Raw genomic sequence first — 19,230 nt, 5'->3', positions numbered from 1 at the left:
TGTTCTCTTTTCCATCTGGTTGCGCTATACAGACATTTGCTCTGCAATGGGAAGCTTGCGAATGCGTTTGCCACTGGCGGCAAAAATGGCATTACACAATGCCGCTGCTGCGGGGGCGGTAGGCGGCTCTCCTACGCCTGTTGGTGGATAGTCGTTGCTAATGATGCTCACCGGAATATCTCTCGGCGCGTGCAGCATGCGCATAAAGGGCAGGGTGTCGAAATTATTATTCTGCACTGTACCATTTACCACATTCACCTTGTTAAACAGGGTGGCGTTTAATCCGTCAATAAATCCCCCTTCCATCTGATTGCGTATGTGGTTGGGGTTAATGGCAAAACCACAATCAATGGCTCCCCAAGCGTTAACGATATTCAAATGGTTATCCTCTACCTTCACTTCCACCACAAAGGCGGCATAGCTTCCAAAGGTAAAGTGTCCCGCCACCCCCAAGCCATGGCCTTTGGGACGAGGCGTATGCCACTGTGCCAGCCGTGCGGCTTCTTCATAACACCTGGCCATGCGCCCCGAATCAATTACGTCTCCTCCCCAGCCCTCGTAGGCATATTCTTTGTGGGGTTTCAGCATCTCAAGGCGATACTGCAGAGGATCTATGCCAGCATCCAGGGCGAGTTCGTCGGTCATGGACTCGCAGGCAAAAGTCCATTGCAGATGTGCCGGACCGCGCCAGGGGCCAGTTGGGATCTTGGATAGCTCAGTAAAGTGTTCCGACTGAAAATTGGGGATCAGGTGATTGGGAAAGCAATCATCTCTGGCACCGCCACGAGTCTGCGCTTGTCGATGCAACCAGGCTGTGGTTTTACCCTCTTTATTGTTGCCAGCCATAATGCGCATCACATAAGCAGGTGCAAAATAATCATGGGTGATTTCATCTTCTCGCGTCCAGGTCACTTTTACCGGGCGTTTTAGGGTTTTTGACAGGTAAATGGCTTCTCGCACAAAGTCTCTTTCAAAGCGGCGTCCAAAACCACCGCCCATGCGCTTGCTGATCACTTCAACTTTCAGGGCATCTATTCCGGTATTTTGCTCAACTTCTTCGGCCACGATATTAGGAAATTGATGGCCTACCACAATGGTGGCGTCGTTTTCTCTGATATCGGCGATACAGTTGAAAGGCTCCATGCAAGCATGAGCAAATAACGGGGTTTCATACACCTGATCAAGGTGGGGATTATTAGCGAGCCAGGCTCGGGCATCACCGGATTTTTTGCGCTCAGTGGCCGCTTTATCACTGTTTACCAGCTCATTAAACTGTTGCGATTGCAGCTCGGAATCTTGCCCCTGATAATGCTCATTAACATGCCATTGCACGTTTAAGGCATCCCTGGCTTTCATGGCGGCCCATAAGTTATCAGCGAGTACGGCTACGCCGTTGGCGACTTCTTGTTTATCGTCGTCGTTCCAGTATTTACCCATCATTCTGGGAATTTCAACAACGGCTTTTACGCCCGGCACTTTTAGCGCTACTTGTTTGTCGTAAGCTTTGATATCCGCACCGATTTGCGGCGCCCGCGCAATTACCGCCTGCAATGCACCCGGGTAATCCATATCAATGCCAAATGTTGGCTGGCCGGTAACAATATCTTTTAAATCAATGGTACGGGTGTCTTTACCCATTATGTGATATTGCGACTTGTCTTTAAGCTGCAATTCGCTCTTATCAACCGTGTGCAAGGCTGCTTTGTCTGCTAGCGCGCCATAGCTCAGGCGTGCACCGGTTTCGGGGTTGATTACGTAACTGGCTTTGGTTTGTAACTTAGCCATTTGAGCAGCAGACAAGCGCCATTGGCTGGCGGCCTCTTTGACCAACATCTGCCGCACAGTTGCCCCGGCTTCTCGCATGTATTGCCAGTTTCGGCGCACTGCATGGCTGCCACCGGTACCCATGTCAGAATACTGGTAACCTACCGCCCCTTCATCGTTTTTGTTCAACCAGGCAGGGCAGTCTTTAGTAAACTCAATGAGATCCCAGTCTAGGTCCATTTCATCGGCCAAAATCATCGGCCCGGTGGTTTTCATGTGCTGGCCCATATCCATAACGGGAGAAGACATCAGCACACTGTTGTCTTTGTTGATGGTGACATAAACACACCAATCAGATCCGGCCTTCTCCGCTTCAGCGGCCAGCAAGGGTAAGTGCGGTACCACCGCTAACGCCATACCGGAACCCGCTAATGACTTGATAAACCAGCGTCGGTTTAGATTAAAGTTTTCCATTCGAACGCATCTGCACCTGTATTGAAAATGGTGCCTATAGCATCTGATGATTCTCTGCAGACTTCGATGTCAGTAAACGACAATAATCGGTCACTGACCGAATCAGGCTAAATGACTGGGGGTCAACTGGATGGGAGTTGTGGGGATTGGTGGGGGGTTTTGGGTTGCTTCTTGGTATATGAGATTAACTTAAATAAAACGGCTGCGCCTCCATTTATTGAGCGTTGAACAACCAATTAATTTGGCTCTGTTCATTGCAGCCCGCCCGCTTGCGAAAAGCCCCCGTTTTGTAATACGGGGGTTAACTTATCCGATTTTATTGGCATAACCTCAGTTTGCTTGTATTGTTTTATTTGTTGGTAATTTTAATAACCGTTTTTATGGGGGCTTTATGGAATTAATTATTTTTCTTTTTTTTCTATTCTTAGTAGTGATATTAATCCGTAAGGTTTCCGAAACTATTAAGTCTAAGAAGGAAAAGCGTTTGATTGATGCTGTTAAAACCCTTCAGTCTCCTAGTGAAGAAGTCGAAAAGCAATCTCGTGAATATAAGTATGCTTTAAATGATTCTCTCTTGACCCCTGCTGAAATACAGTATTACAAACATCTTGATTCAGTTATTGATGGAAAAGTGAAGGTCTTTTCTAAAGTAAGATTACTTGACGTCTTTACACCTAAAGATAAGGACGCTTTCGCCTCTATGCGGAAAATATCATCTAAACATGTGGACTTTCTTTTGTGTGAAAAAGATTCTTTCAAGCCTTTGGTAGCTATTGAGTTAGATGATAGTTCTCACCGTTCAAAACAATCACAAGAAAGAGACTTATTTGTCAATTCTGTGTTTAAAATGGCTGGTTTAACGCTACATAGGGTTGAGTGTAAAAACTCATATTCAGAATCTGAAACTAAATCAATGTTGAGCTTCTTGTAGGTGTCCCAAAGGTGTCCCAAAAAAAATCAACACGATGTATAACAATGTAATATAAAGGGATTAAATTTTAATAAAAACAAATAGATAGCTGGTATATAAGGGCTTTCAGAGGCTTGAAAATCCCCATGCTAGATCAAAAGGGTCTGGCTAGCTGAAATTGATCCCTGACGCTCACCAATGACGGCCTTTGTTTCCCTCTCACCTCCTTTTCCATTAAGATCCTCTATTGAAAAATCATTTAACTAAGAGACATTAAATGGACTGGCTCTGGTCTTTAAATTCTGAACTATCCAACTGGTTTTGGTCGTATCGCAACATCATTGTGACGTCGTGGGTGGCGGTGTTGTTGGTGCTTTATGGCGATAATATTAATAAGAGTCTTAAGAGGCTGATGCGGCCTTATCACTATGTTGTGCGTATTTTGGCTTTTGTGCTGCTGTGTTCTGTTGGCTACAGCATTCTGGCTAATTATGGGGAAGTATTAATTAATCATACTTTGCAATTGCCTGAGCGGCGCTGGTTTGCGGTAATAGTGATAGGTGTTTATTTTGTACTGGGCGGCCTTGCGGAAAGTAAACATCAGGCCTGATGCCGTTAATTGGATTGTTGTGCCTGATTACGCCATTAACTCGGCGTAATCAGGTATACTATCCGCACATCACTTCAACTATTAACTTCCCATGCTATTAAATGACATTTTCCGCCGTCTTCGCTTTGCCCTAAGTCTGGATAACAAGGCTACCATCGCTGTTTTTAAGCTGGTGGACCATGATCTGGACGAAGAATATTTGATGAACATGATGAAAAAAGAGGATGAGTCCGGCTTTTTACCTTGCCGGGATAAAACCTTGTGTTTATTTCTCGATGGTTTAATTGTCAAAAATCGCGGTAAGCAGGAAGGTGGTCCAGCGCCGGGGCTTATGGCCGGTCAGCGTCTCAGCAACAACGATATTCTGCGCAAGATTAAAATCGCTCAGTCTTACCAGCAAGAAGATATGATGAAGATCCTGCAACTGGCGAATTTTAAAATCGGCAAAAGTGAGTTAAGTGCGCTGTTCAGAAAACCTGACCATCGCAGTTATCGCGCCTGCGGTGATCAGTTATTGCGTAACTTTTTACAGGGTATGGTGAAAAAACATCGGCCTGATGCCAGAACCAGTTAACAGAAAGTGCTGGTGCGCTGATAGACTTTTTTCTGTTTTGGGGCAGCGGACCTGACCCTTTGATTCAATTAAAGGAATTAAAATGATGAGTAAAAAAACAGGCTTTTTAGTTGTTCTTTCTGTTGTGATTTTGACCACTGTTCTCATTGTATTCCGATTGTTTAGCTACGACGAAACTGCTGAAGTCTCGGTGAAAAGTAACGCTGCTGACGTTAGCGCAATGGAAAGCATTGCTAGTGATGTGCTCTTGGTGGACAGTGTTTCCAATGATGCTGAGATCGCAATAAATAACACAGATAAAGTCGAAACGGTTAAAGAGGGAACTAGCGCAAACCCTTCGGTTCAGGGGGAAATTATGGATGTAAGCGAATTTTTGGCGCTTTATGGTCCTAAAAAAGAACCTGAAAAAACCGATATGTCAGACGAGGAGTTACTGGACTTTGCCTTAAGTGCGATAGACAGGCTAAACGCATTATATGGCTCAAGCTTAAGGGCTGATAGATATTCCATAGAGCAATTGGTTTTAATTGGTAAGTTTATGAAAGGGTTACCTCTATCTGAAGATAAGCTGGCCGACTTACTGCCGTTTTATCTGGATATCAACCTCAGAATCCACGTGGAAGACCTACGAATAGCGGAACAAGAAGGCGGTGTTTATGTTGGGAAAGAAGAGTGGATAGCTGCCCATGCATATCAAGATGATATAGATTATTGGGAAACCCTTGTCTCAGAAGGGGATATTTATGCCACCAGATTGCTAGGAAATTTTTATAACAGTGCCAATTATGTTGATAAAGTAATTCAGACTTATGAAGAGGGCTTGTTAAAGAGCAAAAGAGGCGAACATGATGCTGCTATAGCAAGAGCTTTAGCCGACCTTTATAAGGTTGAAGATGAGTTTACTGCTGCGGTTTATTACCTGGTGTCTAAGGAACATATGGGAAGCAACTTTATTTTTCATGAAATGGAAGAGCTTGTAGAAAAATTCGATAGGAATGAATTGCTGAAAGAGGCTCGCGAAAAATACGAGCAATTAGAGATAAACAATTAATAACGTAACTAAAAAAATAGGCATACAAAAACCTCATATGCCTGTCTTGATTAGATTTCAGCTTTAAACCCTTCTTACCCCTGGCAGGCAGCGTGGTTCATTCGGGTTATCCACTCTCGCACCAGGTCCACACCTTCCTGGTGAATGGTGGCTCTGCCTAACTCTGGCATTTTATGCCTGGGGTCGGTGGTGTTTACCCTGAATAATAGATACGACTCTTCAGGACTGCCGGGCACAATGTCGTAGGTGTAGTCTTGATGACCACCTGCCACCGGTACCTTGCAAATACCAAACTTGGTTACATCGTCTGTAATGGCTCTTTGGTATTCCAACTGCAAACCACTGGCACCTGCGGCACCTGCGCCATCCTGGCGGTGGCAATGGGCGCAGTTAACATCAAGGTAGGCCTTGGTTAAGTCGATTATCTGAGCATCTTCCAGTGTAGTCACATCAACCGAGTCATTAAAGGCCATTGGGTTTTCTATGTCGGAGAAGTCAGGCAATCCCTCTAACAAACCATTGTCGGCCATGAAACTCAGCTGGTTTTGAATGCCGGAAGCGTATTCGTGATCCATGTTCAGAAAACGCGCTTTTGGGCCAATGGGAATTATCTCGGCGCTATCGCTATCGGATTTGGCGTGACAGCTGGTGCAGGATGCGGCTTTGGGCACCACATAGGTAAACTCAAGGTCAGTACCCTTGTGTGTCACCTGCATGTTGTCTACCCGCTTTCCGGCAATAGTTAAAGTTGCGTCTGTGTCATCAGCCCAATAGTAAGGTAAGGCTACCCAGCCGTCGCTGCGATGAATCAACAAACGAGTCTCGATGATGGTTTCCTCACCATCGCGCTCACTGGTATCAGCGGGCATGGCGAAGGTTTTGGTGATCACCGTGCCCACTGGAAAGTTAAATACTTCCGATTGGGTATAATTCATCTTGCTGTTTTCCGGCAAAAAGATGAAGCGATACTTGCTGGCATAATCGGTAAACAAGGCTGTTGAAAGCTCATAGAGTATGCCGCTTCCATTGGGCTGCGCTGTGGGGTCTTGGGCATTCTGGAACAAGTTGTAATCGGACAATTGAGTGCAATTGTGGTTCATTAGTGCATCCCAGTTGATACCATTCCCGTTGCTTGCACATTCGCCCGTTGAGCCGGTGTTGTTGTCCTGATTGTCGCCAATGCCATCACCATCAGTGTCATACCACTCTGTGGGATCATCGGGAAACGCATCGCTGTTATCACCAACACTATCGCCGTCCGAGTCCATGGTTTCATTGGGATCATAAGGGAAGGCATCGCCGTTATCCCCTACGCCATCATTGTCCTGATCCGCCCATTCATTAGGATCATCGGGAAATACATCGGCGTTATCACCAACTGCGTCACCATCCCGATTGGAGGTTTCCGTTGCATCACGAGGGAAGGCGTCTGATGTATCAGGCACACCATCGCCGTCGCTATCCAGGGGAGTAGCAGTGGAATCGCTGCCTCCGCAACCCGCTAAAGCCAGCAGCAGTATCATGCTGGCAGTCAATTGTATTAGTTTTACATTCATGATTGATTTACCGCTTTAGAAGGAGCAGGCCGGATCGGCTAAATCATCGCCATTACAACCAAAAGCTTTGTTGTCAAAGGTGGCTACCGCCGCTTCCAATCGCGTTTGAGTGCAGTACAAACGCGCGGTATTGCCGTGAAAGTTTTCGGTGATGAATAGCGGTGGCGGTAGGTCGCCCGATGTCGGGTCCCATAAACCACTTGTAATTAATGGTACGAGATCAGTTTCGTCCGTTGCGAATACCATACCGATATTGGTTTGGGTAAACTCTTGTGAAGAGGCAAAAGAATTGGTATCCAGGTTGTTGTTAACACAGATTGCGTCTTGTGCGGTGTAGGGCTGATAACTCACCCCGTCAGCAAGCGCATCCGGGTTCATCACGGCCAGAATTTGGTCAAAGTCTGCCATCATGCCCTGGCTAATAACAAACTCCCCAACACCATCGTATAAAATGGCTGGCATGGTTTCGCCTGCTCTGTCGGAGATCACGCCAAGGCCTGCCAACGACGTGGTCTCGGTGAAGCCGGTGATCATATTTACATCGGGTAATAACGGCGTAATCACCTGTTCCAGCAATGCACCACGAGGGTTGGCGCCGGAACGTTCAATTTCATTATTGTGCACGTAAATGTTTTTGATGTAGGGCGACCAGCCGTCGATCATCGTCTCGACATAAGAGCCGTTCTCGCCCTCGGGGAAGGTTGGTGAAGGTGTGTATTTGGCAAAGTCTGAGTCCCCCACAAAATAGCTGGTTAGGGCAATTGACGTGGTTTGATTGTCTTTAAAGACGTTGTTGTACATCTCCACATCGGATGTGGCGTAGATCAGCGCACCTGTGCCCGGCGGTACGATACCCACAGCGCCATTGCCGACGTTCTCGGCGTTGTTAGCAATCATTTGGTTGTTAAAAACGCGGATGTTTTTACCATAGGCTTTTTCAAGGCCCGGTAAATCAAATATCAATATGCCACCGGTATTGCCTATCGCTACATTGTTGTATACATCGGCATAAGAGGAGTTTTCTATCTCGATGCCCGCCACATTGTTTTTAGCGACATTGTTGCGCACCACAATGTGTTCCGATTGGCCCACGTAAATACCAGCATCCGCAGAGCCATAAGCATAGTTATTTTCTACAATTACGTTGGAGCTTTGCACCGGATAAACGCCATAAGCGCCATTGTCTGCCTCTAATGGGCCTTCCCAAATGGTGCCGGTATAGTTGAAGTGAATACCATCAACCTTACTGGCTTTAATGGCATTTTTGGGGGATTCATAAACACTGAAATCACGCACTGTGATGGTATTGCCGCCCTCAAAACGGATGGCGTCGTCTGATACGCTATTGGAAAAATCTAATTGTGTTTCATTAATTCCATAGCCGGTAAGGGTGATGCGTTCTGCATCAAACAGCACAATGCTGTCGTTAACCAGGAAACGTCCTTGGGGTAGCACCACTGTATCACCCGCGCTTAAACCAAATGTGGCGGTAACCAAGGCTTCGGTAATATCAGCACCATCTTGCAGTTCGCTGCCTGCAATATCGTTATAAACATCGGCTACATAAATGGCGCCGGCTGGAATTTCAAAATTACTGGTGGTAAATACGCCGCTGCCGGCATCTGTGCCTGGGGCGCCGGGTACGCCCGGCGAACCGGGAATACCTTGTGGTCCTTGAGGACCTTGCTCACCGGGAATGCCTTGGGCGCCATCATCACCACTGCAACCTGCAAGGGTGAGTGCACAGGCGGTGAAAGCCGCAAACAAAGTGCTTCGCGTTCTTAACTCATTTGATAACATGCGTTGTTTCTCCATCACATAAAGTCGTTTTACAGAATTGTTATTGTTGGATGTCTACATGGTCTGAACGCGTTGTGTGCTTGCTAAGCGAGACCCAATGTCAAAAAAACAGTGCGCCAAAAAACAGTGGCTTCATAAGAGAAGAACAAGTACTAACACTTCGACCATCGAGCCAAGTTAAAGAAAAGGCTGGGGTTGTGCGATGAAAAGCGATGTGCAATAAAATAAACAGCTGTGCAAATTCTTTAAAGCCCATAAGGCATGGGAGATACCGAAGGTTTTTATGATGGGGATTTAGCGCTGAGCTTTTTGTTAAATTCAACAATTTGCACAGTTAAATGATGCAAAGCATCTTGGTAATTTTTCTGAATTTAACTTGTTGAACTGAGTGATTACTGTGTCTGTTGAGTAGATTTTTGAGCGCGATAATCAGTTGGATTAAGCCCCTGTATTTCTTTAAATGCACGGTTAAAGGAGCTTAAGGTTCGATAGCCGACATCCAGGGCGACATTCAATATGGGGGCTTCGAGATCACTTATTAATCGTTTACTGGCGTCAGCTATACGCAGCTGATTAATGTAATCATTGAAATTGCGATAACCCAGCGTTTGGTTTATCAGGGAGCGGGTTTTGTATTCCGGTAGTTGCATTTTTTGCGCGAGCATACTCAGCGTTAACTTTTCAGTGCGATAGAAACCCGCGTTCATGATTTCTGTTAATTTAGCCGCTTCGATTTCTTGCTGTGAGGTGCTTTTCTTCTTTTCTTGCTGCGCTGTTTTGTCTACTACCGGGACTGTACTAAGTAGCACGCCTTTTCTGCCTTTCAGCAGAATCATTGCCACGATTAATGCGGCGACACTGATCAGTGCTGGAAGCCAATTTCGTTCACCATACCCAAAGTTTAAGGTCCAGCTGGCCCAAATCAGAGCCGCACCAACCACTGAAAGAAAAGCGCCCCGAAGCTCTCTTCGGGAATCCACTAGATCGTCAGACCAATTCACCACTACCACCCAGATTCCGTGCAGCATGATCACATATTCAACGTAGACAGGTATCTGTTTAGCCACCAGGTAAAGTTGATCTGTGCTGGATATGGAAAATATACGCGCCACTATCGGCGCAAAAAAACTGTAAAAAGCCAGTGCGCCCCAGAGGGTTTTTACATCAGGTCGGCGAGCAAATACATATTGGCACAGTAGCCAAAATAAGGCGGGCAATGCTCCGGTGAGACTTGCCGTTAGCCAGCGCCATTCATCGGGCACTATTCGATCCAATAAAAACCCGGCTGTGGCAATCAGCAATATCAAAAAGACACGGGCGGCAAGCACCTTATAAAAATCACGGGTAATTATTACCAGGAGGATAGCCAACAGGCCTAAGCCAAATCCGGTGAGCAGCATAATGCCTGGTCCTGCTTTTTATTGTTATTGATTTGGATTTTTTATAACACAGAAAAAAGGGCAAAACCGTTTTATTTTGTGCGGCTCTGCCCTGTTTTATCAGGTGGAGTGGTTATAGGTCGCTGGTCCAACCCTGATAAATACTTTGTTGGTTTTCTGTAGGTAACGGGGTTTTAATGATGTAAAACTCGTCGGTAAATTGTGCTAATTCCAGGCCAGCGAAAGACAGGGCTTTTGCCAAATCCAGTTTATGACCGGTTGCCAATACATGATCTTTAAAGAAGGGCTGGTAATCTTTGCCACTGACTTCAGAGACGATTTGCGCAATATTTTTTATCTCGAATTGCAGTCCCTGTAGTTTGAAGCGCTGGTTGAGCAAGCGCATTACATCATCAAGGCTTTTCTTGCCCTGGGTTGCATGGCGTATATTTAAATCTAATACCAACGCCAGCGTTGCTCCGCCGCCGTAGACCTGCAGCCAGTTTTTGTGCTTTTGGTGTCCAGCCTGCACTAAGCTAACCGCCTCTTCGGGGTTCATATTCATAGTAATGTGGTATCGAGACAGGTATCTCTCCACTTTTTTGAAATACAAGCTCTCTTCAATGATGCCGGTTCTAAACAAGGTCAGGCTTGAATAATATTCGGTGAACCCTTCCGTGAACCAATAAGTATCCTCGCTGCGTTTGCTATGATCGCCATTCCAGTAATGGAATAGTTCATGAGACATGGTATTGGCCCAGACGATTTTGCGTCTTTCCAGATTCTCAGCGATGATCACCTGATTAAAACTGTTGTTAAAAGACTCCCCATCGTCTTCATTAGCCCCTCTTAATGTGACTAAATATTTTACTTTTGGCGTGGCATCGTACACTTTACGAAAATTGGATAACTGGCTTTGAAAGACCTCCTGAAACAAGTCCACATGCGCTCTCAGAGCATTGTCCACCGCCAACACTATTTCCATATCACCGTCTTGTATAACTCGCTCATAATGGTCACCCACTACTAAAGCGTTGTTCACCAGGCTAACCCAAGAATCCACTTCAAAGGTATCTGGCGCACCCGGTTTATTCCGCCAGGGCGCTGATATCTTCCAGTTCTCTGGCACATTCATTTCCACGGTGGATTGCCCTAAGCCGGGTGAGTAGATAAATAGTGCTTTGGTTACCAGGAAAATGACATTCTCAGTAACGGCTGGTCTAGAGTCCTGTCCCCCTGCAGGGTTCCAGTCATATTCATCTTGAGTTAGCGACACTTTATAACTGAGGGTTAAAGGTAAGCCATCTTCGCCTTCTACAACCCAGGCACCCCAGCCGTCTTTGGTATTCGGCGTTGCTTGCAATAGGTTGTTTTTATCATCCTTAACCACTAGCTCATCAACAAACGTACCCCAACCATGGGGTAGCGCTGGGTGCCCCCAAGAAGCCATCCGGATTTTGTTATTTTTTAACGATATCTTCGCTTCTACTTCAATGGTTTTGGGGTCGTTAGCAGAAAATTTGAGTTTGTAATTTGCCGTTGATAAGTCGTCTGCCAAAGCGGTCACAGGCAGTAGCAAACACAAGAACAAGCGGAATTTTTGTAATATCGTCATCAATCAGAGCCTTTATTTGGTGTGCAAAAACTGACTATGAGACGAGAAGAAACCTGTGATGGTTTAAAAGGGGCACAAAATTTCACGCTCTTTTAGCACCTGAACGACGTTATTTGCCTTCTAATAAAAGCGTTTCTACACTTCCATTGAGCTCAATATTAAACAGACATTTATCTATGCCCTTTGGCCGTTTGACTTTTCTCGTTGTTTCTCTGCAATCCTTGCTGAGTGTGCAGGCACAATCAGTGGATGATTTATTTGATATGAGCCTGGAACAACTTTTAAATACCGAAGTGTCTGTCGCGGCCCGCAAAGAAGAATCCTGGTTGGTCTCCGCCGGTACTGTCTATGTCATAGACAGGCAAACCATCAAGCAGTTTGGCTGGCGTGACATCAAAGAAATTCTCGCCACCATTCCCAATATGGACATTTTTTATCAGTGGAGCTGGTTGCCTGGCGGTCAGCGAGGATTTACCGGTAACATGGCCAGTACGCTGCTATTGATAGACGGTCGCGAAGTACAAAACTTATTGGCTAACGAAGCCTTTATGATGAATAACTTCCCGGCCCATAGAATTGAACGGGTTGAAGTGTTGATGGGGCCAAACTCTACCCTATACGGTGGTAACGCAGCGCAAGGCGTTATTAACATTGTTACCCGATTAAATGGTGACGAGTCGGTAACGGAAGTGGCGGGGCTTGTAGGCGAGGTAGGGACTCGACAGTTGAATTTCCTCAGCACAGGCCAATACCAGAAACTGCACTACGGCGTGAGTGGTAGCTGGTTTAGTAGCGATTTAAATTACCACAGCTTGCGTCAGTTTGTTTTTGATACTGAGCGGTTTAGTCGAAATCCACAGCTGGACGCCTTGCGTGACCGAGATAGTTCGCGTTTTCGCAATGATGAGGAAAACATGACCTTCGATCTCCAGCTAAAATATCAACAATATTATGCTGGAGCCAATATCACCCGCACTGAAAACGTCAGTGGCATAGAGCGAGTGGCCGTGGATTTTGTCACCGGAGATGACTCCCGCCGGGGTTACAGCTTGTGGTACCTCGGGCGAAATTTTGAGCCTGCTCAAGATTGGCAGGGTTTCGTAGAAATCAGTCAATTTCGTGAATACAAAGAGAAAGACCGACAAAAAGTAAACGGGCTGGATGTTGCCACTAGCTACAGTGAATTGGAGGTGTTTACCGAGCGAGAAGATATCGGCCCTTCCTATCGCTGGCGCTTGCGCAGCCAGTTTAGTTATCAGCAAACACCAGCGCGTCATTGGATTTTCGGTTATGACGGTTGGCGAACCGATATTGGCAGCAAAATAAAATACGTCGCCACTGGTACAGGTATTGAGGAACAGATACCTGGCAGTTGGCCGGTGGACAAGGAGGAGTCGGACAAACATGCCGTATACGCACAAGTCGCACAGCAATGGCAGCTGGAAGATGGCGCGCAATTCAATCTGACAGTAGGTCTGCGCTATAACCAACAAGATTTTACCGATTCCGCGTGGCTACCCAGGATCAATGCGGTTTATCAGCCTGATAACAACTCTGCCTGGAAGCTTACCTATGGCGAAGCGTTCAGACCGCCGACAATTTTTGAATTTGATGGTGTTGTGGATGACAATTTAGCCTCGCAAACCATGGATATGTGGGAACTTAATTACAGTCGTGGTTGGCGCTGGCAGGACGTAACCTTTAGTAATGCCTTTGCAGTTTATTCAATGGAAGCCGCCAATTTTTACCAAAAGACCTTCAATGTTGATACCGGAACATGGCGCACAGAGGTAACAGGTACACAGCGTGTTACCGGCGCAGAGAACCTGTTGCGCTGGCAATCAGAGCGCTGGCAAGGTTTCTTTGGGGCGCGTTTTGTGTCACCCGATGAAACACAAGTTAACAGTGAGTCTGCTGTGCTGGATATTCCACGTACCAAACTAAAATTGGGGCTAAGCTATCAATGGACTGAAAACTGGAGCCTGGCGTTGTTTGTGGATCATTTTGCAAAAACCAAAACCGCGGCAAACACCTTAGACGGCACAGGACTCAGGATAGAACAAATCCCGGCCTGGACTACGGTAAACATGCACCTGCTTAGTGAGGGGTGGCAATTGAATGCAAAGCAAAGCGTGACATTGGGTGTTTATGTGGAAAACCTGTTTGATCGTGAGTATTACCACAGTAATCCGCGTGGCACATCGCCCTTTCAATTTATTCAAGCGCCGCGCAATGTGCGCCTGCAATTTACTATGAACTTTTAACTCCTACTTCGAACCAGGGGTAAAACCACCTATTTCTTACCGGGAACGCTCGGGCCTTTGTTGGCTGCCTGTGAGCGCAATACATATTGGCCTTTCAATGAAACACCTTGATGCATATCCCAAGTTTGGGCGCCTTTATCCAGTGGGTTAGTGCGTTTTGTTACCGTTTCTACCCCCTGAGATGTAGGGCCCATATAACCCACAACCCGGTTGTGTCTGGGTTTGTCTACTGAATCAATAGCAGCTTTACGAGCGGTTGTTAAATTGTTCGGGTCAATGGCGGCTTTAAGCTGGCCAAAGGCACCCAGTGGACGTTTCATTAGCTTGTCTACTTCGGCTTTGTTGGCATCATATCTGGCTTTGTAGGAGGGATTATTGAGATCGTTTGATAATGCACCGGCGAATGTTTCACTGCGCTGTCCGCCCATTTGATCCAGGGTGTTATCCTGGAATTTTTGCATCAAGTCTGCGCCACTTTTGTCCAGATTTGTGGCCGTGCCACTGAAGCAGGAATTGGCCCGGATCTGACTTACCTTGGGTAAATCCATCTTGTTAAGCATGCGGCCTACGGCATTGGCGGATGCCTTTTCATTGGCGTCAGAATAAATATTGGTGTCTCCAGCGGCACCGTGTCCTTGCACATACACTATTGGGTGCGAGCGTCTTTTATCGACGCCGCTAAAGTTCATCATGGCATTGTCCTGAGTGGACCAGGATGCCATCTGAGTATAGGTATTAAAGTTGTTTCGCGCTTCTGCGCCTTTTAACTTATCTTGCGGCCCGAGTTTGCTTAATCGCTCATTGGCCATTTTATTAAAGGCACTTCGCTGGGCCTCATCCTTAAACACCGGGCGCACCATAGGAATATTTCCCGGAGAGACTTTTTGTCCCATCATAGCCTTGTGCTGATTCATTTCGTTTTGCAACTGTGCTGAATCACCAAACCCTCGAAGGTTGTTCATCATGTTATTGACGTCATCATGAGGCGATACCATATAACGCTGCTGAGGGAGGGGGGCCTGTAACTTGCCGGATTGAGCCCCGCCAAAGGCTTTGATCTGTTTACTTAGCGCAGCGCGAGAATTGCTTACATCAGGCAAAGGGTTGACGTTTTTTGCCCCACCGAAATTGCGAATTTGTTGGTTCAAAGCACTGCGCGCCTGACTGACATCCGGTAATCCATTGCTTCTGGAGTTATTCACCGCTGTTGTGGTTGTTTGTGCCCTTATTGGGTGAGAGTTAGCTGGTCCGCCTTTGTTCGCCATCGCTTGTTGCTGCCATAGTTGAAACAGTTTATCTGTATAATATGGTTAATAAATTAACCTTTGGCAACCCACAAAACTAGATTTACACAAATCGAATCATAGAGGATGTCGAGAATTATCACCGTTCAGAGAGCGAACTGCAGCTTCGCTGAGCCAGGCCACTTTCATAGCTGTCGCTGCATAGCCTGGGTAAATGGTCTCGAGCCACTATTTCCCGGACTCACCTAAACTACTGCTCTCTGCCTTTCAGGTGACACTGGCCTGGACCTTTTCCAGCAGATAATCTTTTAGTGCACTCACCGATGGGGAAGTGCCTTTTCTGGAAGGCGTTAAAAGTGTTAGCTCGGCGATGCCAGCGTTCCATTCTGGTAGTACTCTTTGCAATTTGTTTTCAGCCAGTTCTTGCTTACAGGTATAGGAGGGTAAGGCAACGATGCCTAAGCCTTGCTCAGCTGCGAGTTTTAGGGTGCTCATATCGTCGCTGCACAGTCGTGCTGTGATAGGAATAGATGCTTCCTTACCGCTATCGTGAAGTAGTGTCCAGGCGCCTTTTTTAGATTGCCATCCCACCTTGAGAGTTTGTTGTTTTATCAGCTCGATAGGGGATGCGGGCGTACCTTTTTGCGCCAGATATTCGGGACTTGCAAACAGATGCCATTGCACTGTGGCTAAATGGCGTTGGATTAAGCTTGAATCGGGTAGCGGTGCCATATGACCTCTTACTGCGATATCAATCCCGGATTCAATCAAGTTTACCGGCTGATTAGAGACATGCTGCTGCACCAAAATTTGTGGATTCTCAATCATGAAATCAAGCAGAACCTGCTTTAAAGCAAATTGAGCGACTCCAACTGAGCAACTCAGATTAACACTGCCCGAGAGTTCTTTTTGATTAAGCTTTACAGCCGCTTCTGCCTGCTCCATCTCATCAACCAGGCTTCTGGCATGCCTGTAAAAAATCTGGCCAATCTCGGTTATGGCGAATTGCCTGGAGGTGCGCTGGATAAGCTGCACCTGCAATCTCTCTTCCAGACTTTTTATATGACGACTCAGTCTGGATTTGGGGATATCCAGTGTTACAGCTGCGGCTGAAAACCCTTTTTTCTCCACAACGTGCACAAAATAGTAATAGTCATTTAGATCAATCAATGCCCGGTGCCTCAACGAATATCATCAGTGTCCACTATTATAGTTCCAAAAATAGAACAAAGGGTTCGTTTTTTGTCTATTTACCGAACGATTGTTCCGTTGCTATCTTGATTTTGTGCCAAAACATGAGGGGGAGCACTAATGAACACTGCAACTAACCAAGCTAATTTGCAAAGCGAAACCAACAGTATTGAACTTTCAAAAGTTACCCATGGAAATCCTATGAAAATCAGAGAGGGTTTTAATGCTCTGGGTTTTCGCCATTCGTCTTTTGACGGTTTAATGGATCCTCTGATTATGGTGGATCACTACACCATGACCCGGCCCACATTTGGAGCCCATCCACATGCAGGCTTATCAGCGGTGTCTTTGTTATTTGAAGACAGTATTGGCAAATTTCACAATCGCGATTCACTGGGCAATGACTTTGATTTATTACCGGGAGATCTTTACTGGCTAAATTCTGGTCGTGGGGTGGTTCACGATGAGGCCCCCAGAGATGGCGCTGAGATCCACGGTTTGCAGGTGTTTGTGAACTTGCCAAAATCGCTCAAGCACTCAGACTCTACTTCTAACCTGGTCAGAGCGACACAAATGCCACTATTAACAGCACCTGATTACCGTGTGCGCATTGCCATCGGCGAATCAAATGGTGTTAAAGGTGCAACCATATCACCTAACAACCTAACCATTTTGGACGGAAAACTATTTGCTGCTGGAAGATTTGAACATCAGCCACAGTTCAATGAGCAAAGTTGGATTTACGCCGTAGCAGGCAGTATTGATATTGCTATCGGTGGCCGAATCCTCACCTTGGAGTCAGGTCAGGCTGTTGCGCTTAAGTCCAGTGGCCATGCCATTGAAGTTATCAACGCCGTGCAAGATGAAGCCCACTTTGTATTGTTTTCAGGCGTAGCCATAGGCGAGAGCTTTTTTCAACGTGGCCCTTTTGTTATGAGCTCAGAGGAAGAGTTGGATAGGGTTCAACGTGACTACGAAAACGGTTTACTGGGCACTTTAAAATAAACCCGTTAAAAAGTGCTTTACCTCAAGTTTGGTTGAGGTTTTAAAGTGCGAGCCGATGAAGGTGTTGACTGCTTGTAACTAATAAAGGTGATGCGATGGACGTTGAGCGTTTTGGCATTATTTTAACTGTCGCCCATTTTGATGACTGTGTTTCGTTTTACCAGTCACTGTTTGGTCTGAAGGAATTGTTTTCCAAACGTGACGGTGACTTTAGATTGACCTGTCTAGGGTTTGGAGACGCCTACCTGATGATTGAAACTGGCGGAGTTGCTTCGCCGCAGGAGAAAAACTTAGCGCGAAGTCCTGCAATTCTGCGTTTTCACGTTGCAGACACATTAACTGCTCTGCCACTGGTGCAGAGCTATGATCCCGCCGCCAGACGCTATGAAACAGACTGGGGCAATATCATTCGTTGTGTCGACCCTGACGGCAACCCTATAAGCATCAGAGAGTCTCGCGGCTTTGAACTGCAGTAGTAACAGGAGTTTGTATCAACACCATTTTAGGCTGGTTTCAGGAGACTAAGTCCGGGTGTAAGCTGAAGTTAATTGTGGGTTATAACGTTTTACACAGGAGTTTTTCACAATGATAAAAGTAGGTGTCGTCTATTTTTCAACAACAGACGTTACGGGCAAATTGGCCAGCGCGGTTTGCCAGGAGTTAGAGACGCAAAGTATCCAGGTAATTGCTCATCAAATCATTGGTGCTGAAATTGTGGAAGGACGTTTTATTAATCATGATCTCATGGGGGAGCTACATACTTGTGATGCCATAATATTTGCTTCCCCCACTTACATGGGTAATGTCGCGGCTCAATTTAAAGCCTTTGCTGACGCCACCAGTGATTTTTGGGAAAGCCAAACCTGGGCAGGCAAGATTGCAGCAGGTATTACATCTGGCACCGGATTGAACGGTGATCAAGCCTCCACTTTACAATATTTCTCTACCCTTGCCAGCCAGCATGGAATGATATGGCTGGGGCTGGATGCCCCTTTTAGTGATCGGGGAAAAAATGTGAATAGATTGGGTTGCCAGTTAGGCGTTACCGCACATAGTCTTGATGGTTGCGTAAATGAAACTGATTTAAGAAGCGCCCGCTATCTGGCCAATCGAGTTGCAAAATGGGCACGTACGTATCGGCAAAAATCGGCATAAGCATTGGCATCAAAGTTGACTGAGTGTGTATTCATAAACCCGTGCAAGTATTCAGTTTGCTCCAATCTGACATGTTCATATCGGGATAAATCCGACTGTAACTCGGCAACTGAAAAATGCTTTTCATAGCGCGGCAATATCAGCGTAACCGGGAACTGCGGTTGAATATGTTTGTGATGACGCATTTGCGAACCATAAAAGCAAGTGGCGCTAGTGACATTGTTTAAGGTGTGGTCTTTAAAGGTGTCGCTATCAGAGAGCACCCATATTGCAGAGGCCCCTACGCTAAAGCCCGTTAACTGCACCATATCATTGCTGGCTTTTATAAAATTAGCTAGCTTCTTAACGTAGGCCTCCAGACCAACATTTGCCCTAAAGTAGTCGTAGGCTTGCGCTTCATTATCAAAGCTGAGTTGTTCTTCATCATAAGGAAAAATACCAATTCCAATAAACAATTGCACACTCAGCGCAGCCTCAGGGACATTAGTTCGAGGCGTGCGAATGAAAGAATACTGGTGGTCTTGTGAACTTCGCACAAAGCTCAACGCATCCTGCTCTCGCCCCTTACCAACATCCATGTTGGTAACAAAGAAATAATGTTTCTGAGGCGCGTCTTCGATGGGGCTGAAAAGCATTTA

At 46.2% G+C, this 19,230-nt stretch carries 16 protein-coding genes; 8 read left to right on the top strand and 8 right to left on the bottom strand.

All coding sequences use genetic code 11. From position 1 onward, the window contains the following. Positions 1–24: 24 nt before the first annotated feature. The gene (locus AABA75_RS18215) at positions 25–2,286 is read right to left on the bottom strand and encodes a xanthine dehydrogenase family protein molybdopterin-binding subunit (protein ID WP_338294885.1); all 2,262 of its coding nucleotides are present in this window, start codon (positions 2,284–2,286) and stop codon (positions 25–27) included. Positions 2,287–2,629: 343 nt separating this feature from the next. Between AABA75_RS18215 and AABA75_RS18210 the strand changes: the two genes are divergently transcribed. From AABA75_RS18210 to AABA75_RS18195, 4 genes are all read left to right on the top strand, one after another. Further along, a complete protein-coding gene (locus tag AABA75_RS18210; RefSeq protein WP_338294159.1) occupies positions 2,630–3,169 on the top strand; it encodes a DUF2726 domain-containing protein in 540 nt (179 codons plus the stop codon). Between the two features lie 256 nt (positions 3,170–3,425). Beyond that, entirely contained in the window at positions 3,426–3,758 is a 333-nt protein-coding gene (locus AABA75_RS18205; protein WP_338294158.1) for a DUF3392 family protein, read from the top strand. 91 nt (positions 3,759–3,849) lie between these two features. Continuing rightward, complete coding sequence (locus AABA75_RS18200) at positions 3,850–4,332, top strand: DUF1456 family protein (protein WP_338294157.1); 483 nt, start codon at positions 3,850–3,852, stop codon at positions 4,330–4,332. Positions 4,333–4,414: 82 nt separating this feature from the next. Further along, a complete protein-coding gene (locus AABA75_RS18195; RefSeq protein WP_338294156.1) occupies positions 4,415–5,383 on the top strand; it encodes a hypothetical protein in 969 nt (322 codons plus the stop codon). 74 nt (positions 5,384–5,457) lie between these two features. Here the strand turns inward: AABA75_RS18195 and AABA75_RS18190 are convergent, their stop codons facing one another. The 4 genes from AABA75_RS18190 to AABA75_RS18175 all read right to left on the bottom strand — a co-directional run bounded on the left by AABA75_RS18190 (position 5,458) and on the right by AABA75_RS18175 (position 11,733). Further along, a complete protein-coding gene (locus AABA75_RS18190) occupies positions 5,458–6,939 on the bottom strand; it encodes an SO2930 family diheme c-type cytochrome (protein ID WP_338294155.1) in 1,482 nt (493 codons plus the stop codon). 15 nt (positions 6,940–6,954) lie between these two features. Then, positions 6,955–8,739 carry a parallel beta-helix domain-containing protein gene (locus AABA75_RS18185; protein WP_338294154.1) on the bottom strand — a complete coding sequence of 595 codons (1,785 nt, stop codon included), beginning with the start codon at positions 8,737–8,739 and terminating at the stop codon, positions 6,955–6,957. Between the two features lie 392 nt (positions 8,740–9,131). Then, positions 9,132–10,139, bottom strand: a complete 1,008-nt coding sequence (locus tag AABA75_RS18180) for a helix-turn-helix domain-containing protein (RefSeq protein WP_338294153.1) — start codon at positions 10,137–10,139, stop codon at positions 9,132–9,134. 112 nt (positions 10,140–10,251) lie between these two features. After that, positions 10,252–11,733, bottom strand: a complete 1,482-nt coding sequence (locus tag AABA75_RS18175; RefSeq protein WP_338294152.1) for a hypothetical protein — start codon at positions 11,731–11,733, stop codon at positions 10,252–10,254. Between the two features lie 245 nt (positions 11,734–11,978). Between AABA75_RS18175 and AABA75_RS18170 the strand changes: the two genes are divergently transcribed. Further along, a complete protein-coding gene (locus AABA75_RS18170) occupies positions 11,979–13,997 on the top strand; it encodes a TonB-dependent receptor (RefSeq protein WP_338294151.1) in 2,019 nt (672 codons plus the stop codon). A gap of 29 nt (positions 13,998–14,026) precedes the next feature. Here the strand turns inward: AABA75_RS18170 and AABA75_RS18165 are convergent, their stop codons facing one another. Both AABA75_RS18165 and AABA75_RS18160 read right to left on the bottom strand, forming a co-directional pair. Beyond that, positions 14,027–15,262 (bottom strand): hypothetical protein, encoded by a 1,236-nt coding sequence (locus AABA75_RS18165; protein WP_338294150.1) that lies wholly within the window; start codon positions 15,260–15,262, stop codon positions 14,027–14,029. 246 nt (positions 15,263–15,508) lie between these two features. Continuing rightward, positions 15,509–16,411: a LysR substrate-binding domain-containing protein gene (locus AABA75_RS18160; RefSeq protein ID WP_338294149.1), complete on the bottom strand. Its 903-nt coding sequence runs from the start codon at positions 16,409–16,411 to the stop codon at positions 15,509–15,511. A gap of 141 nt (positions 16,412–16,552) precedes the next feature. Between AABA75_RS18160 and AABA75_RS18155 the strand changes: the two genes are divergently transcribed. The 3 genes from AABA75_RS18155 to AABA75_RS18145 all read left to right on the top strand — a co-directional run bounded on the left by AABA75_RS18155 (position 16,553) and on the right by AABA75_RS18145 (position 18,592). Then, a complete protein-coding gene (locus AABA75_RS18155) occupies positions 16,553–17,437 on the top strand; it encodes a pirin family protein (RefSeq protein ID WP_338294148.1) in 885 nt (294 codons plus the stop codon). Between the two features lie 95 nt (positions 17,438–17,532). Further along, on the top strand, positions 17,533–17,913 hold the full coding sequence (locus AABA75_RS18150; RefSeq protein WP_338294147.1) for a VOC family protein: 381 nt from the start codon (positions 17,533–17,535) through the stop codon (positions 17,911–17,913). A gap of 109 nt (positions 17,914–18,022) precedes the next feature. Beyond that, positions 18,023–18,592, top strand: a complete 570-nt coding sequence (locus AABA75_RS18145) for a flavodoxin family protein (protein ID WP_338294146.1) — start codon at positions 18,023–18,025, stop codon at positions 18,590–18,592. On the opposite strand, the gene AABA75_RS18140 is transcribed toward AABA75_RS18145, so the two are convergent. Next, complete coding sequence (locus AABA75_RS18140) at positions 18,535–19,227, bottom strand: hypothetical protein (protein ID WP_338294145.1); 693 nt, start codon at positions 19,225–19,227, stop codon at positions 18,535–18,537. The two genes, AABA75_RS18145 and AABA75_RS18140, sit on opposite strands and share 58 nt — an antisense overlap. Positions 19,228–19,230 lie beyond the last annotated feature (3 nt).

The sequence above is a fragment of the Planctobacterium marinum genome, assembly GCF_036322805.1.
Classification (GTDB): Bacteria; Pseudomonadota; Gammaproteobacteria; order Enterobacterales; family Alteromonadaceae; genus Planctobacterium; species Planctobacterium marinum_A.
Note: the sequence above shows the minus strand (reverse complement) of the source record. Positions and strands in the feature narration are given on the sequence as shown.

What these genes read in the sequence shown, in the direction of transcription:
- AABA75_RS18210 (WP_338294159.1), top strand. Translation starts at nt 2,630, where the DNA reads ATGGAATTAATTATTTTTCTTTTTTTTCTATTCTTAGTAGTGATATTA.
- AABA75_RS18205 (WP_338294158.1), top strand. Translation starts at nt 3,426, where the DNA reads ATGGACTGGCTCTGGTCTTTAAATTCTGAACTATCCAACTGGTTTTGG.
- AABA75_RS18200 (WP_338294157.1), top strand. Translation starts at nt 3,850, where the DNA reads ATGCTATTAAATGACATTTTCCGCCGTCTTCGCTTTGCCCTAAGTCTG.
- AABA75_RS18195 (WP_338294156.1), top strand. Translation starts at nt 4,415, where the DNA reads ATGATGAGTAAAAAAACAGGCTTTTTAGTTGTTCTTTCTGTTGTGATT.
- AABA75_RS18190 (WP_338294155.1), bottom strand. Translation starts at nt 6,939, where the DNA reads ATGAATGTAAAACTAATACAATTGACTGCCAGCATGATACTGCTGCTG.
- AABA75_RS18185 (WP_338294154.1), bottom strand. Translation starts at nt 8,739, where the DNA reads ATGTTATCAAATGAGTTAAGAACGCGAAGCACTTTGTTTGCGGCTTTC.
- AABA75_RS18180 (WP_338294153.1), bottom strand. Translation starts at nt 10,139, where the DNA reads ATGCTGCTCACCGGATTTGGCTTAGGCCTGTTGGCTATCCTCCTGGTA.
- AABA75_RS18175 (WP_338294152.1), bottom strand. Translation starts at nt 11,733, where the DNA reads ATGACGATATTACAAAAATTCCGCTTGTTCTTGTGTTTGCTACTGCCT.
- AABA75_RS18165 (WP_338294150.1), bottom strand. Translation starts at nt 15,262, where the DNA reads ATGGCGAACAAAGGCGGACCAGCTAACTCTCACCCAATAAGGGCACAA.
- AABA75_RS18155 (WP_338294148.1), top strand. Translation starts at nt 16,553, where the DNA reads ATGAACACTGCAACTAACCAAGCTAATTTGCAAAGCGAAACCAACAGT.
- AABA75_RS18150 (WP_338294147.1), top strand. Translation starts at nt 17,533, where the DNA reads ATGGACGTTGAGCGTTTTGGCATTATTTTAACTGTCGCCCATTTTGAT.
- AABA75_RS18145 (WP_338294146.1), top strand. Translation starts at nt 18,023, where the DNA reads ATGATAAAAGTAGGTGTCGTCTATTTTTCAACAACAGACGTTACGGGC.
- AABA75_RS18140 (WP_338294145.1), bottom strand. Translation starts at nt 19,227, where the DNA reads ATGCTTTTCAGCCCCATCGAAGACGCGCCTCAGAAACATTATTTCTTT.